13 protein-coding genes and 1 pseudogene are annotated in these 14,264 nt (G+C 72.6%); 3 read left to right on the forward strand and 11 right to left on the reverse strand.

Annotation, left to right across the window (positions count from 1 at the left end; genetic code table 11):
• Positions 1 to 1,263 (forward strand): MFS transporter (locus CA983_RS29120; protein WP_086603810.1); only part of this gene is annotated, 1,263 nt, incomplete at its 5' end.
• 30 nt (positions 1,264 to 1,293) lie between these two features.
• Here the strand turns inward: CA983_RS29120 and CA983_RS29125 are convergent.
• The 10 genes from CA983_RS29125 to hrcA all read right to left on the reverse strand — a co-directional run bounded on the left by CA983_RS29125 (position 1,294) and on the right by hrcA (position 12,061).
• Positions 1,294 to 2,286, reverse strand: coding sequence for an adenosine deaminase (locus CA983_RS29125; RefSeq protein WP_167407489.1), 993 nt, complete (start codon positions 2,284 to 2,286; stop codon positions 1,294 to 1,296).
• 20 nt (positions 2,287 to 2,306) lie between these two features.
• Entirely contained in the window at positions 2,307 to 3,212 is a 906-nt protein-coding gene (locus CA983_RS29130; RefSeq protein WP_086603812.1) for a ribonuclease Z, read from the reverse strand.
• A 12-nt stretch (positions 3,213 to 3,224) separates the two neighbouring features.
• On the reverse strand, positions 3,225 to 3,578 hold the full coding sequence (locus CA983_RS29135; RefSeq protein WP_086603813.1) for a histidine triad nucleotide-binding protein: 354 nt from the start codon (positions 3,576 to 3,578) through the stop codon (positions 3,225 to 3,227).
• A gap of 123 nt (positions 3,579 to 3,701) precedes the next feature.
• A complete protein-coding gene (locus CA983_RS29140) occupies positions 3,702 to 6,905 on the reverse strand; it encodes a S41 family peptidase (RefSeq protein ID WP_086603814.1) in 3,204 nt (1,067 codons plus the stop codon).
• A 72-nt stretch (positions 6,906 to 6,977) separates the two neighbouring features.
• A complete protein-coding gene (locus tag CA983_RS29145) occupies positions 6,978 to 7,535 on the reverse strand; it encodes a hypothetical protein (RefSeq protein WP_425276486.1) in 558 nt (185 codons plus the stop codon).
• 49 nt (positions 7,536 to 7,584) lie between these two features.
• Positions 7,585 to 7,977: a VOC family protein gene (locus tag CA983_RS29150; RefSeq protein ID WP_086603816.1), complete on the reverse strand. Its 393-nt coding sequence runs from the start codon at positions 7,975 to 7,977 to the stop codon at positions 7,585 to 7,587.
• Between the two features lie 17 nt (positions 7,978 to 7,994).
• A complete protein-coding gene (locus tag CA983_RS29155; RefSeq protein ID WP_086603817.1) occupies positions 7,995 to 8,735 on the reverse strand; it encodes a 16S rRNA (uracil(1498)-N(3))-methyltransferase in 741 nt (246 codons plus the stop codon).
• Positions 8,732 to 9,808, reverse strand: coding sequence for a nitronate monooxygenase (locus CA983_RS29160; protein ID WP_086603818.1), 1,077 nt, complete (start codon positions 9,806 to 9,808; stop codon positions 8,732 to 8,734). Before CA983_RS29160 ends, CA983_RS29155 begins: the two co-directional genes overlap by 4 nt.
• Before the next feature lie 100 nt (positions 9,809 to 9,908).
• Positions 9,909 to 11,045 (reverse strand): molecular chaperone DnaJ, encoded by a 1,137-nt coding sequence (gene dnaJ / locus CA983_RS29165; protein ID WP_086603819.1) that lies wholly within the window; start codon positions 11,043 to 11,045, stop codon positions 9,909 to 9,911.
• A complete protein-coding gene (gene hrcA / locus CA983_RS29170) occupies positions 11,045 to 12,061 on the reverse strand; it encodes a heat-inducible transcriptional repressor HrcA (RefSeq protein WP_086603820.1) in 1,017 nt (338 codons plus the stop codon). Before hrcA ends, dnaJ begins: the two co-directional genes overlap by 1 nt.
• A 171-nt stretch (positions 12,062 to 12,232) precedes the next feature.
• Here hrcA and CA983_RS29175 point away from each other — a divergent pair, with 171 nt between their 5' ends.
• Positions 12,233 to 12,964 (forward strand): MBL fold metallo-hydrolase, encoded by a 732-nt coding sequence (locus tag CA983_RS29175; protein ID WP_086603821.1) that lies wholly within the window; start codon positions 12,233 to 12,235, stop codon positions 12,962 to 12,964.
• A 31-nt stretch (positions 12,965 to 12,995) separates the two neighbouring features.
• Positions 12,996 to 13,805, forward strand: a complete 810-nt coding sequence (locus CA983_RS29180; RefSeq protein WP_086603822.1) for a DUF3097 domain-containing protein — start codon at positions 12,996 to 12,998, stop codon at positions 13,803 to 13,805.
• Between the two features lie 210 nt (positions 13,806 to 14,015).
• On the opposite strand, the pseudogene CA983_RS29185 reads toward CA983_RS29180, so the two are convergent.
• Positions 14,016 to 14,264, reverse strand: a pseudogene (locus CA983_RS29185) (radical SAM family heme chaperone HemW); the annotation flags it as partial.

The following is a 14,264-nucleotide window of genomic DNA, read 5'->3' on the forward strand; positions in this document are numbered from 1 at the left end:
GGGTACCTCGCCCCGTATCTGCTGCCGACCACCGTCGGCCGACTCGACTCGGGCCTTCCGCTCTCCGCCACCCAGGCCGGCGCCGTCGGCAGTGCGCTGCTGCTGAGTTCGGCGACCGCCGGATTCGCCCTGGCCTCACGGGTCGAACGGATCGGGGCCCGCGCCCTCGCCCGGCTCGGACTCGCACTGGCCCTGCTCGGCTACGGCGCTGCCGCGCTGACCACCGCCGTCCCGGCCGTCGTCGCCGGCGCGATGGTCGGCGGGTTCGGATCCGGCACGGCCACGACCGTCGCCGCCACCCTGATAGCCGCCCAGCGCGATCCGCACCGGGCCTCCACGGCCGGGCTGCTCACCGTCTCCGCCCTCGCGGGCGCCGTGTATCTGACGGTCCCGCACCTCGGCCCGGGGCACGGTCTGCCCCTGGCAGCGATCGCCCTCACGGCCCTGGCCGTGTGGCCGCTGACCGGCCGCCTGCCCGCCGGTACGGCCGCCGCGCCCGCACGGCACCACAAGGCCCGGCTGCCTCATGCCCGTTCGGGCCTGGTGCTGGCCGCCGCCATGCTGTGCTGGTCGCTCGCCCAGAACTCCCTGTGGGGTGTGAGCGGACAGATCGGGCTGACCCAGGCCCACCTGGGCGAGGCCACCGTCGGCGCGGTCTTCGCCGTGGCGCTGGGCGCCGGACTGACCGGCGTCCTCGCGGCGGGCGCGCTCGGGGCGCGGCTGGGACGCGCGGTGCCGATCGGGGCGGGCACGGTCCTCATCGCCGGCTGCATCGTGCTCAGCGCCTCCGCGACCGACCTGGCGAGCTTCGCGACCGGCGAGATCGCCTGGAACACCCTGTATCCGGTGGTGCTGTCGTACGTGATCGGGCTCGCCGCCTCGCTCGACCCGCGCGGCCGCTGGGCGGTGCTCGTCGGCTCGGCGTCCTCGCTGGGCACGGCCGCCGGGCCGCTCACCGGCAGCGTGCTGTCCGCGCAGGCCGGGTTCCCGGTCATGGGGGTGATCCTGGCCGCCGGTCTGCTGGTGATCGCCCTGCCGATGACCGCCGTCGCCCTGCACACGAGCGGGCGGCCGCTGCTCGCCGGGGCGATCCGCCGCCGCGGCGGCCACCCGGCCGCCCTGGTCGCCGCCACCACGGGCACCCCCGCCGGCGCGGTACCCGAGATCGGCGCTCCGGAACAGCAGGTCGTGGAGATCCCCGTGGACACCGTGGCCGTCCCGGCCCAGCGCGACTACGGCAAGGCGGGGTCGGAGGTCTTCTGAGGCCGGGGGTCCCGTGAGGCCGCGGGTTCCTCAGCGGAACTCGTAGGCCTCCACCTCGGCGAGATACCGCGCCCGCAGCTCTTCGTCGTCCTGAAGGAACGAGGCGAGGAAGGAGTTGCGGGCGAGCTCGCGCAGCCGCTCCTGGCTCAGGCCGAGGGTGTCGCGCACGGCGTCGAAGTTGTCACCGGCGTATCCGCCGAAGTACGCCGGATCGTCCGAGTTCACCGTGCACATGAGGCCTGCGTCCAGCATGGCGGGCAGCGGATGGTCGGCGAGGGTGCCGACGGTGCGTAGCCGAACGTTCGACAGGGGGCACAGCGTCAGCGGCACCCGCTCCCGCACCAGCCGCTCCACCAGCTCCGGGTCCTCCACGCAGCGCAGCCCGTGGTCGACCCGCTCGACGCCGAGGACGTCCAACGCCTCGGTGATGTACTCCGGCGGCCCTTCCTCACCGGCGTGCGCGACCCGCCGCAGCCCGAGCGCGGCCGCGGCCTCGTACACCTCGCGGAACTTCGCCGGCGGATGCCCGACCTCGGCCGAGTCGAGGCCGACGCCGGTGATCCGGTCCAGGTACGGCTTGGCCGCCTGAAGGGTCGCCAGGGCCGACTCGGCGGACTCGTCGCGCAGGAAGCACATGATCAGCCGGGTCGAGACGCCGTGCCTGGACTCGCTGTCGCCCAGCGCCCGCCACAGCCCCTCGACGACCGTGCCGAGCTCCAGCCCGCGGCTGGTGTGCGCCTGCGGGTCGAAGAAGATCTCCGCGTGCCGCACGCCCTGGGCGGCGGCGCGTTCGAGGTACTCGTTCGCCAGGTCCTCGAAGTCCCGCTCGGTGCGCAGGACGGCCATGAGCTCGTAGTACAGGTTCAGGAACGACTGGAGGTCCTCGAACCGGTACGCCTCGCGCAGCTCGTCCGTGTCCGCGTACGGCAGCGTGAGGCCATTGCGCGTGGCGAGCTCGAAGGCGAGTTCCGGCTCCAGGGTGCCTTCGATATGAAGGTGCAGTTCGGCTTTGGGGAGGGACATCAATTCATCGTACGGGCGTTTCACCGACGCTTCGGAACCGGGACCCTCAGCAGATCGTGCGCCACGGTCAGCTCACCCTCGTACCCCGCCGCCCGCGCCTGCCGCTCGAACTCGTCCGGGTCGTGGTAGCGCTGGCTGAAGTGGGTCAGCACGAGGTGCCGCACACCGCCGTCCCGGGCCACACGGGCGGCCTGACCGGCCGTCAGGTGGCCGTGCTCCACGGCGAGTTGCTCGTCCTCGTCGAGGAAGGTCGACTCGATGACGAGCATGTCGCAGCCCTCGGCGAGCGCGTACACCCCGTCGCACAGCCGGGTGTCCATGACGAACGCGAACCGCTGCCCGTGCCGCACCTCGCTGACGTCGTCGAGCGAGACCCCGCCGAGCGACCCCTCGCGCTGGATCCGGCCGACGTCCGGCCCCTTGAGGCCGTGCGCGGCGAGCCGCTCGGGCAGCATGCGGCGGCCGTCGTGCTCGATGATCCGGTAGCCGTAGGACTCCACCGGGTGGGACAGCTTCCGGGCCTCCAGCGTGTAGCCGTCCGTGCGGGCCAGGGGGCCGTCGGCGGCGACCGGCGCCTGCGTGAGGTCGACGGTCTCGCGGTAGGCGGTGGCGTACCGGAGCCGGTCGAAGAAGCGCTGCCCGGAGCGTGGATAGTGGGCGGTGACCTCGTGCGGCACCTTGTCGAGGTTGATGCGCTGGATGACCCCGGCGAGGCCGAGCGAGTGGTCGCCGTGGAAGTGCGTGACGCAGAGCCGGTTCAGGTCGTGCGCGGCGACCCCGGCACGCACCATCTGGCGCTGCGTGCCCTCGCCGGGGTCGAACAGGATGCCCTCGCCGTCCCAGCGGAGCAGGTAGCCGTTGTGGTTGCGGTGGCGGGTCGGGACCTGGCTGGCGGTGCCGAGCACCACGAGTTCACGTACGGACAAGGCGTTGTCCCGTTATCCGGGGGGCCATTCGAGGCCGCGGCCGCCGAGCACGTGGCCGTGCACGTGCCAGACCGTCTGGCCGGCGCCGCTGCCCGTGTTGAACACCAGGCGGTAGCTGTCCAGCTTCTCCTCGTCGGCGACGGCCTGGGCCTCGCGGAGCACGTCCGCGGTGAGGGCCGGGTCGGCGGCGGCGAGTGCGGCGGCGTTCTCGTGGTGCGCCTTGGGGATGATCAGGACGTGGGTGGGGGCCTGGGGGTTGATGTCGCGGAACGCGACGGTCGTTTCCGTCTGGCGGACGATCGTCGCCGGGATCGTCCCCGCGACGATCTTGCAGAAGAGGCAGTCGTCTTGGGGTTCCCCTGCCATGTTCCCTCCGAGCATCAGCCGAAATGTGGTCTTGCCTGGGCATCGTATCGTCGTCGAGTGCGGGTGCGTTGTGGCTGGTCGCGCCCACGCGGCGGAGCCGCAAATCGACACAGCCCCGTGCCCCTAAAGGGTCGGCACAGTCGGGGGCGTTTGCGCGGGACTGGCCTCCAGAGCCTCCAGCGCGAGTCGGATCGCCTCGTCCAGTTGGGCGTCCCTGCCCGCCAGGTAATCCTGGGGGCGTTGGAGGACCTCCACGTCGGGGTCCACCCCGTGGTTCTCCACCCCCCACTCGTAGCCCTCCAGCCAGAAGGCGTACTTGGGTTGGGTCACGAGGGTGCCGTCCACGAGGCGGTAGCGGCTGTCGATGCCGATGACGCCGCCCCACGTGCGGGTGCCGACGACCGGTCCCAGGCCGAGGGCCTTGATCGCGGCGTTGACGATGTCGCCGTCGGAGCCGGAGAACTCGTTGGCGACGGCCACGACGGGACCGCGGGGGGCGTCCTCGGGGTAGCTGTAGGGGCGCATGCCGCGGGGGACGGCCCAGCCGACGATGCGGCGGGCGAGTTTCTCGACGACCAGCTGGGAGGTGTGGCCGCCGCGGTTCTCGCGGACGTCGACGACCAGGCCCTCGCGGGCGACCTCGACGCGCAGGTCGCGGTGGATCTGGGCCCAGCCGGGCGCCTGCATGTCCGGGACGTGGAGGTAGCCGAGGCGGCCGCCGGACTTCTCGTGGACGTAGGAGCGCCGGTCGGCGACCCAGGCGTGGTACCGCAGCGGCTCCTCGTCGGCGACCGGGACGACGACGGCGTGCCGGGGGTCGCCACCGCCGGACGGGGAGATAGTCAGCTCGACCGGCTTGCCCGCCGTGCCGATCAGCAGCGGGCCGGGGCCTGCCACCGGGTCGACCGGCTGTCCGGCGATCGCGAGGATCGCGTCCCCGGGGCGTACGGCGACGCCGGGCGCGGCCAGCGGGCTGCGGGCGTCCGGGTCGGAGGTCTCGGAGGGCAGGATGCGGTCGACGCGCCAGCTGCCGTCCTCGTGGCGGGAGATGTCGGCGCCGAGCAGGCCCTGGCGGGGACCGCCGCCGAATCCGCCGCGCGGGGTGACGTAGGCGTGCGAGGTGCCGAGTTCGCCCTGCACCTCCCACAGCAGGTCGACCAGGTCGTCGTGGGTGGCGAGCCGGTCCAGGACCGGCCGGTAGCGGTCGAGGACGCCGGCCCAGTCGACGCCGCTCATGTCAGGCCGCCAGAAGTGGTCCCGCATGATGCGGCCGCTCTCGTCGAACATCTGCCGCCACTCGGCGGCCGGGTCGACGAACTGGCGTACGCGGCCCAGGTCGACGGTGATGTTGGTGTCGCTGTCGTCGTCGCTGGAGGCGCGCCGGTCGCTGGGGACGACCTTCAGCCGCCCGTCGGTCCACAGCAGCACCCGCTTGCCGTCGCCGCTGACCTCGAAGTGGTCGGCGTCGACGGCGAGATGCTCGACGCGCTGCTGGGCGAGGTCGTACCGCTCCAGCTCGGACTTGGGGTCGGGGTCGTCCGGGGTGGCCCGGGACGCGCCGAGCACACCGGCGACCGGGTGGCGCAGCCACAGGACGCCGTCCTTGGCGGCGCGCAGGTTGGAGTAGCGGGCGGCCTCGACCGGGAAGGGCACGATGCGGTCGGCGAGGCCTTCGAGGTCGATGCGGGTGGTGGGGGTGCCCTCGCTGTCGGGGGTCTCCTCCCGGTCGGGCGTCTCGAAGGACCGGCCGTGCCGCTGCGGCCCGAACGGGGAGGGTGTGGTGGCCGCGAGTGTGATCAGATGCGGCCGGGCGCCCTCCACGAAGGCCAGGTCGAAGACGTGCTCGTCGTAGACCGGGTCGAAGGAGCGGGTCGACAGGAACGCGAGGTGCTTGCCGTCCGTCGTGAACGCCGGCGCGTAGTCCTGGAAGCGCAGCGGGGTCGCCTCGGTGACCGACAGGTCGGTGGTGTTGGCGAGCTTCAGCTGGCTCAGGGGCCGCGGTCCGGGGTGGGACCAGGCGAGCCAGGAGGAGTCGGGCGAGAAGACGAGCCCGGACACGTCACCGTCCTCGCTGCGGTCCACCTCCCGCACCTCGCCCGTCTCCCTCTCGACGAGCAGCAGGCGCCCGTCGTGGGAGGCCACGGCCGCGCGGCTGCCGTCCGGTGCCATGGCGAGGTCCAGCACCCTGCCGAGCTGCCCGGCGGCGAGCCGGCGCGGTGTCGCCCCCGGGGCGAGGCCGGTGGCGGGCGCGAACTCCAGGGCGTCGTCGCCCTCGGCGTCCGTCACCCACACCACCCACTCCTCGCCGTCCGCGCGGAACGCCCGCGGCAGCCGGGCCCGCACCCCGGGCGTCGCGGCCAGCGCGCGGGCCGGGCCTGAGCGGTGGGTGACCCAGTGCACGGAACCCCGTACGGAGACGGCACTGCCGCGCGCGGTGTGGTCCGGGGACGCCGACCCGAACCACCGGGAGGCGTTGACCGGGAACGGCTGGAGATCGACGCGCTGCCCGCCCAGCCGCACCTCCAGCCGCCGCGGCTCGGCCCCGTCCAGGTCGTCCAGCACCCACAGCTCACCGGCGCTGGAGTAGACGACACGGGTGCCGTCGGTCGCGGCGTGCCGGGCGTAGAAGCCGTCGAGCGGGGTGTGCCGGCGCAGGTCGGATCCGTCGGCGAGGGAGGAGTACAGCGCGCCGGTGCCCTCGTGGTCGGACAGGAACGCGATCCGGTCCCCCACCCACAGCGGGTACTCGATGTTCCCGTCCAGCCCCTCATGGAGCCGCACGAACTCGCCGTCTCCGTCGGGGTCGATCCACAACTTCCCCGCGGTACCGCCCCGATAGCGCTTCCACCAGGCCGCCTCGCGCCCCATCGGCGCGGACAGCAGGACGACACTCGGCCCGTAGGCGATGTCACCGACCGGCCCGTACGGCAGGGTGGTGGCCGGACCGCCGTCGAGCGGGACGGCACGCGCCCAGGTGCGGCGCAGGCTCGCCTGCCCCTGGGAACTGATCGCGAGCACCTCGCCGTCCGGGGTCCAGCCGCGCACCTGGGTCTTCAGACTGCCCCAGTACGTCAGGCGCTTGGCGGGGCCGCCGTCGACCGGGGCGATGTGCACCTCGGGGGCGCCGTCGCGGGTGGAGGTCCAGGCGACGGTGGTGCCGTCGGGCGAGATGCGGGGCAGGGTCACCGGCACGTTGTCGGCGCTGACCCGCCAGGCCCGTCCGCCGTCGAGAGGAGCGAGCCACACGTCGTCCTCGGCGGTGAAGGCGACCAGGTCACCGTGCACGTGGGGGAACCGGAGGTAAGCAGGCGATGCGGACTGTGTCACCCGATCACCCTATGCAGGGACGGCGTCCTGGGGACAGACTTCGGATCACTTGCCGTTCGCCTCCGGCGCACGTCACTTGCCCTCGACGGGCCGGCAGTCGGGGTAACGGTCGCACCAGATGGTCTGGGTGACGGTCACGGTGACGGTGGGGCCGGACTGCCCGTTCGTGGGCCCGCCCCCCACGGGCGGCGGGCTGGTGGAGTTGCAGTCGCCGAGCCCGTCGACCTGGAACCACACCTTGCCGTCCACCTTGGCGGTGATGTTCCCGCGCACACAGGCGCCGTCCACCGCGTGGGTCACCTTGCCGTCGACGGTGATGTCCTTCCCGTCGTCCGTCTCGCCCTCGCAGTCGACGGTGGCGACGGTCTTCTCACTCGCCGAGGGCGACGGCTTCCCGACCTGGCCGGAGTCCCCGTAGGAAGCGGTGCAGGTCAGCCAACGCACGCCCGCCTTCTGCCGGTTGAGCTCCTTGGTGACGGCCTCGTCGGTGGTGTACGCGACGGACGCGGAGCTGATCCCGGCACCGGGTTCACACGCCACAGCCCCACCAACGACGACGACCGCGACCGCCGTGGCGAACATCCCGCGCCGAGCCCGGCCGGCGCGCCCAATCCTCCTCAGAGCCCCCATGGAGGGCAGCCTGCCACCGTCGGGGGCGAGGCGGTAGGGCGCAAAGGCGTCAACCGCGCAGCAGCAACCACTCCTGCAATTCGACCAAGTTGCCCTCGGGATCCTTGAGGTGGGCGACCCGCATGCGGTCGGTCATGGACACCGGCCCGTGCAGGATCGTGGCGCCGCGCATCGTGATCTCCTCGCAGTACGCGTCCAGGGCGTCGACGCGCAGGACGACCAGGGAGCGGTGGCCGTTCGCCGTGTCGCCCAGCTCGTCCAGCACTTCGGCCATCACCGAGCGGTCCTGCAACGCGATCCCCGCGGAGCCCACCGCGGGGCTGAACTTCTCGTACGGCCCGTCCGCCGCCCCCGACTGCGGCTTGAGGCCGAGGACCTCGCCGTAGAAGTGGTAACAGGCGGCGAAGTCGGTCACGAGCAGTCGTACCTGTGCGAGTTCCACGGTGCCTCCGAGAAGGGTCAGGTCCAGCGGCCGGTGCGAGCCAGGAGCACGGCCGCGGCCGCGGTCCCGGCGGTCGATGTGCGCAGCACACTGCGCCCGAGGCGGAACGCCTCGGCCCCCGCTTCCCCGAACAGCGCCAACTCCTCCGGCGCCACGCCCCCTTCGGGCCCCACCACGAGCACGATCTCACCGGACGACGGCAGTTCGGCCGCCGCCAGCGGCGAGTCCCCGCTCTCGTGCAGCACGGCGGCGAACTCCGCCCCCGCCAGCAGCGCCGCGACCTGCTTGGTCGTCGCCGCCTCGGCGACCTCGGGGAAGCGCACCCGGCGCGACTGCTTGCCGGCCTCCCGGGCGGTGGCCCGCCACTTCCCCAGCGCCTTCGCCCCGCGCTCGCCCTTCCACTGCGTGATGCAGCGCGCCGCCGCCCACGGCACGATCGCGTCGACGCCGACCTCGGTCATCATCTCGACGGCCAGCTCCCCGCGGTCGCCCTTGGGCAGCGCCTGGACGACGGTCACCCGGGGCTGCTCCGGCGGCTCCTCGGTCACCGGGTCCAGCCGGACGATCAGCCGGTCCTTGCCCTGGGTGTCGAGCACGACACCGTCCGCCCAGCGCCCGGCCCCGTCCGTGAGCACGACGTCCTCGCCGGGCCGCAGCCGCTTCACGGAGACGGCGTGCCGTCCCTCGGGACCGTCCAGCACATAGCGGCCGCCCCCGCCCGCGTCGAAGTGCTCGACCACGAACACCGGAGCCGTCATCGGATTCCGCCTCCGCCCGACAACGCTGTCCACGCCGAGGCGAGTTCACCGGCCAGCACCTCCACCAGCTGTCCGGCCGGCAGCTCCCGCGCCATCCAGTGCCCCTGCCCGGCCCACAGCGCCATGCCCTGCGCGTCCCCCGCCTTGGCGGCGGCCTTGCGCAACGGCGCGGTGAGGTGGTGGATCTCGGGATAGGCGGCGGGCGCGTACGGGCCGTGCTCGCGCAGGAAGCGGTTGACGAGGCCGCGCGCCGGGCGCCCGGAGAAGGCCCGGGTCAACTCCGTACGGACGAACAGGGGGTTGGTCAGTGCCTGCTTGTGCAGGGCGTTCGCCCCCGACTCTGCCGTGGCGAGGAACGCGGTGCCGAGCTGGGCCGCGCTCGCGCCCGCCGCGAGGACCGCCGCGATCTGGCCGCCGCGCATGATGCCGCCGGCGGCGATGATCGGGATGCTCACCGTCTCCCGGATCTGGGCGACCAGCGACAGCAGCCCGATGCCGGAACCGTCCGTCTCGGGGATGTCCCGGTGCGTGCCCTGGTGGCCGCCGGCCTCGACGCCCTGCGCGATCACCGCGTCCGCGCCCGCCCGCTCGACGGCCCGGGCCTCGTCGGGAGTGGTGGCGGTGACCAGGACGAAGGTGCCGACGCGGTGCAGGGCGTCGACGACCTCCCGGCTCGGCGTGCCGAAGTGGAACGACACCACCGGCACGGGGTTGTCGCGCAGGACCGCGAGCTTGGTCTCGTAGCCGTCGTCGCGCCCGCTGTCGGGGTCGCCGAGCTCGGCCTCGTACCAGGACGCCTCGCCGGCCAGCTGGTGGGCGTAGACGTCGATGGCGGCGGGGTCGGCGTACTCCGGCTGCGGCATGAAGAGGTTCACTCCGAAAGGCCTGCCGGTGAGGCTGCGGAGCTGCTTGATCTCCTGGTACATCCCGTCGGCGGTCTTGTACCCGGCGGCGAGGAACCCGAGTCCGCCCGCCTCGCACACGGCGGCGGCGAGCTTCGGTACGGAGACGCCGCCCGCCATGGGGGCCTGCACGATCGGGTGCGGGAAGAGATCGGTCAGCGCGGAGGACATGACCGCATGTTGTCACGTCCTCCGAACAACTCCGAAACCGGCCTGCCGTGTGGCATAGACCAGAGGAACAGGCACCTGCCGGCCCCCGGGAGACCCGGCGTCACCGCCCGTTGAAGGCGTCCTTCAACCGCGAGAACAACCCCTGCTGCCCGGGTTGGAACTGCCCCTGAGGCCGCTCCTCGCCACGTAGCTTGGCCAGCTCGCGCAGCAGGCGCTCCTGCTCGACGTCGAGCTTGCTCGGGGTCTGGACCTCGACGTGGACGATGAGGTCGCCGCGTCCGCCGCCGCGCAGGTGCGTGACACCGCGGCCGTGCAGCGGGATCGACTGGCCGGACTGGGTACCCGGGCGGATGTCGACCTCCTCCAGGCCGTCCAGCGTCTCCAGCGGCACCTTCGTGCCGAGGGCGGCCGCCGTCATCGGGAGCGTGACCGTGCAGTGCAGGTCGTCGCCGCGGCGCTGGAACTGCGAGTGAGGCAGTTCGTGGATCTCGACGTACAGGTCACCCGCGGGGCCACCGCCGGGCCCGACCTCGCCCTCGCCGGCGAGCTGGATGCGCGTGCCGTTGTCGACACCGGCGGGGATCTTCACGGTCAGCGTGCGGCGGGAGCGGACGCGGCCGTCGCCGGCGCACTCCGGGCAGGGGGTCGGGACGACCGTGCCGAAGCCCTGGCACTGCGGGCAGGGGCGGGACGTCATGACCTGGCCCAGGAAGGACCGGGTGACCTGCGACACCTCACCGCGGCCGCGGCACATGTCACACGTCTGCGCTGAGGTGCCCGGCGCCGCGCCCTCACCGCTGCAGGTGTTGCAGACGACCGCCGTGTCGACCTGGATGTCCTTCGTCGTGCCGAAGGCCGCCTCGTCGAGCTCGATCTCGATGCGGATCATGGCGTCCTGGCCGCGGCGGGTGCGCGAGCGCGGTCCGCGCTGCGACGCCGTGCCGAAGAACGCGTCCATGATGTCGGAGAAGTTCCCGAAGCCGCCGGCCCCGAAGCCGCCCGCGCCGCCGCCTCCGGCCTGCGAGAGCGGGTCGCCGCCGAGGTCGTAGACCTGCTTCTTCTGCGGGTCCGACAGCACCTCGTAGGCGGCGTTGATCTCCTTGAACCGCTCCTGGGTCTTCGGATCGGGGTTGACGTCCGGGTGCAGCTCGCGTGCGAGCCGCCGGAAGGCCTTCTTGATCTCTTCCTGCGACGCGTCGCGGCGCACGCCGAGTACGGCGTAGTAGTCCGTGGCCACTACGACTCCGCCAGGATCTGTCCGACGTACCGTGCCACTGCGCGTACCGCTCCCATCGTTCCCGGGTAGTCCATGCGGGTCGGTCCGACCACGCCGAGCTTGGCGACAGCCTCGCCGCCCGAACCGTAGCCGACCGACACGACGGACGTGGAGTTGAGTCCTTCGTGGGCGTTCTCATGACCGATACGTACGGTCACGCCCGGATCCTGCGCCTCGCCGAGCAGCTTGAGGAGCACCACCTGCTCCTCCAGGGCCTCCAGCACCGGCCGGATCGTGAGGGGAAAGTCGTGCCCGAAGCGGGTCAGGTTGGCGGTGCCGCCGATCATCAGCCGCTCCTCGTTCTCCTCGACGAGCGTCTCCAGAAGTGTGGAGAGCACCGTGGAGACCGTACCCCGGTCCTCGTGCTCGAACGCCTCCGGCAGATCCTCCACCAGACTCGGCACATCCGCGAAACGGCGGTTCGCCACACGGCTGTTGAGGCGTGCGCGCAGATCCGCGAGCGAGGCCTCGCCGAAGGGCGCCGGGCAGTCGACCACCCGCTGCTCGACCCGCCCGGTGTCCGTGATCAGCACGAGCATCACGCGTGCGGGCGCGAGGGAGAGCAACTCCACGTGCCGCACGGTCGACCGGGTCAGCGACGGGTACTGCACGACCGCGACCTGCCGCGTGAGCTGCGCGAGCAGCCGTACCGTACGCGCCACGACGTCGTCGAGGTCGACGGCACCCTCGAGGAAGTTCTGGATCGCGCGCCGCTCGGGCGCGGTCATCGGCTTGACGCCCGCCAGCTTGTCCACGAACAGCCGGTAGCCCTTGTCGGTGGGGATGCGCCCGGCGCTGGTGTGCGGCTGGGCGATGTACCCCTCGTCCTCCAGGGCCGCCATGTCGTTGCGGACGGTGGCCGGGGAGACGCCGAGGTTGTGCCGCTCGGTGAGGGCCTTGGAGCCGACCGGCTCCTCGGTGCCGACGTAGTCCTGGACGATGGCGCGCAGCACCTGCAGCCTGCGTTCGCTGAGCATTCGCGCACACCTCCAGAAGTCGTCCGCCTGGTGTCCTGCCTGTCGTGCCTGGCACTCTGCGCGTGCGAGTGCCAGCATTCCCCGCCCAGTGTACGGCTGTGGGGTACACACCCGGCAAGGCTGGTCGCGTGCTGTCGTGCCCCGGGCGGGGGTCACCGCTAGCGTCGCCGTATGACGGTGACTTGGGAAGAGCTCGGGTGGGAGCGGGTGGCCGCCGGGGTGGGGCGGTGCCGGCTCCCGGTGTGGGACTGCACGACGGGGCTGGTCGTCGGTGAGGGCGCGGTACTCATGATCGACGCGGGGTCGAGCCCGGCCGAGGGCGCGCGGTTGCGCGAGCAGGCGCGGTCGCTCACCGGTCGCCGTGTGACACATCTCGCGCTGACCCATCCCCACTTCGACCACGTCTTCGGGGTGGCGGCCTTCACGGACGCGGAGGTGTTCGGCGCGGTGGGCGTGGACACGGTGCTGACGCGCGTACGGGACCGCGAGGAGCTGCGCGCCGACGCGGTACGCAACGGCCTGGCGGAGACCACCGCGCAGGAGTCGGCGGACCGGCTGGTCCCACCCCGCCACCTGGTCTCCGGCGAGTGGACCCTCGACCTGGGCGGCGGGCGCCAGGTGCTGCTGGCGAACGTGGGCCCCGGGCACACCGCGCACGACCTGGCGGTGCTGGTGCCGGGTGATCCGGAGGTGGTCTTCTGCGGCGACCTGGTCGAGGAGTCCGGCGAGCCGCAGGCGGGCCCCGACGCCGTGCCGTCGCACTGGCCGGCCGCCCTGGACCGGCTGCTCGACCTGGGCGGGCAGGACGCGCTGTACGTGCCCGGTCACGGAGCGGTGGTGGACGCGGGGTTCGTCCGCGCCCAGCGGGACGCGCTGGCGGCGCGTTTCGGCGTGTCTCCGTGACCACCCCCCGCCTTTCCCTATCGTCATTCGAATGCGCCAGTACTCACCCGATCTGACCCCGCCGTGGAAGAAGCCGCAGCAGCCGGTGCCCGAGGTTCCGGCGGAGCCGGGCCTGGTGGTCGAGGAGGCCGGGACCGGCTTCTGCGGTGCGGTGATCCGCTGCGAGGCGGGCACGGTGACACTGGAGGACCGCTTCGGCAAGCACCGGGTGTTCCCGATGGAGCCCCGCGGCTTCCTGCTGGAAGGCAAGGCGGTGACGCTGATCCGCCCCACCTCGGGCGGCCCCGCGCGTCCCACCCGCACGGCCTCCGGTTCGGTGGCCGTCCCCGGCGCCCGCGCACGCGTGGCCCGCGCCGGCCGCATCTACGTCGAGGGCCGGCACGACGCCGAGCTGGTCGAGAAGGTCTGGGGCGACGACCTGCGCATCGAGGGCGTGGTCGTGGAGTACCTGGAGGGCGTCGACGACCTGCCGTCCATCGTCGAGTCCTTCGCCCCCGGCCCCGACGCCCGCCTCGGCGTCCTGGTGGACCACCTGGTGCCGGGCAGCAAGGAGTGGCGCATCGCCGAGTCGGTGACGAGCGCCCACGCCCTGGTCGTCGGCCACCCCTACATCGACATCTGGGAGGCGGTGAAGCCGTCGTCCCTGGGCATCGAGGCCTGGCCCCGGGTCCCGCGCGGCCAGGACTGGAAGACGGGCGTGTGCAGGGCGCTGGGCTGGCCGGAGAACACGGGGGCGGCCTGGCAGAGAATCCTGTCGGGTGTCCGGTCGTACAAGGACCTGGAGCCGGAACTGCTGGGCAGGGTGGAGGAACTGATCGACTTCGTGACGACACCGGCGTAGCTGCCGAGCCACAGAGCTGCTGCGCAGTCGAGCCGCTGAGCTGCGGGCATGCACCGAGCTGCGGGCCGCGGGCGGGCGCTTAGCTTAGGCTGCTGCGCCCGCTGAGCTGCGGGCAATCGTGCCGCTAAGGGCGGCACCCGTCCCAAAGAAGCGGCACCCCGCTACGCCGGGCTGCGGGCCCACCCGGCCCCAGCACCAACGCCGAGCACCTCAGTCCACGAGATCGCGCACCACGCCGTCCGCCAGCAACCGCCCTCGCAGAGTGAGCACAGCCCGCCCCGACTCGTACGGCTCTTCCTGTAGAAGCCCGTCGGACAGCGCCCTGCGCGAAGCCGCAAGCCCCTCCTCCCGCAGCAACGACAACGGCACTCCCTCCCGAAGCCGCAGCTCCAGCAGAATCCGCTCCACCCTCCGGTCCTCTTCCGACAACACCTCACGCCCGGCCCCAGGCGACCGCCC

This window comes from Streptomyces swartbergensis (genome assembly GCF_002148965.1).
Taxonomy (GTDB): domain Bacteria; phylum Actinomycetota; class Actinomycetes; order Streptomycetales; family Streptomycetaceae; genus Streptomyces; species Streptomyces swartbergensis.

What these genes read in the sequence shown, in the direction of transcription:
- CA983_RS29125 (WP_167407489.1), bottom strand. Translation starts at nt 2,286, where the DNA reads ATGTCCCTCCCCAAAGCCGAACTGCACCTTCATATCGAAGGCACCCTG.
- CA983_RS29135 (WP_086603813.1), bottom strand. Translation starts at nt 3,578, where the DNA reads ATGGCAGGGGAACCCCAAGACGACTGCCTCTTCTGCAAGATCGTCGCG.
- CA983_RS29145 (WP_425276486.1), bottom strand. Translation starts at nt 7,535, where the DNA reads ATGGGGGCTCTGAGGAGGATTGGGCGCGCCGGCCGGGCTCGGCGCGGG.
- CA983_RS29155 (WP_086603817.1), bottom strand. Translation starts at nt 8,735, where the DNA reads ATGACGGCTCCGGTGTTCGTGGTCGAGCACTTCGACGCGGGCGGGGGC.
- CA983_RS29160 (WP_086603818.1), bottom strand. Translation starts at nt 9,808, where the DNA reads ATGTCCTCCGCGCTGACCGATCTCTTCCCGCACCCGATCGTGCAGGCC.
- hrcA (WP_086603820.1), bottom strand. Translation starts at nt 12,061, where the DNA reads ATGCTCAGCGAACGCAGGCTGCAGGTGCTGCGCGCCATCGTCCAGGAC.
- CA983_RS29175 (WP_086603821.1), top strand. Translation starts at nt 12,233, where the DNA reads ATGACGGTGACTTGGGAAGAGCTCGGGTGGGAGCGGGTGGCCGCCGGG.
- CA983_RS29180 (WP_086603822.1), top strand. Translation starts at nt 12,996, where the DNA reads ATGCGCCAGTACTCACCCGATCTGACCCCGCCGTGGAAGAAGCCGCAG.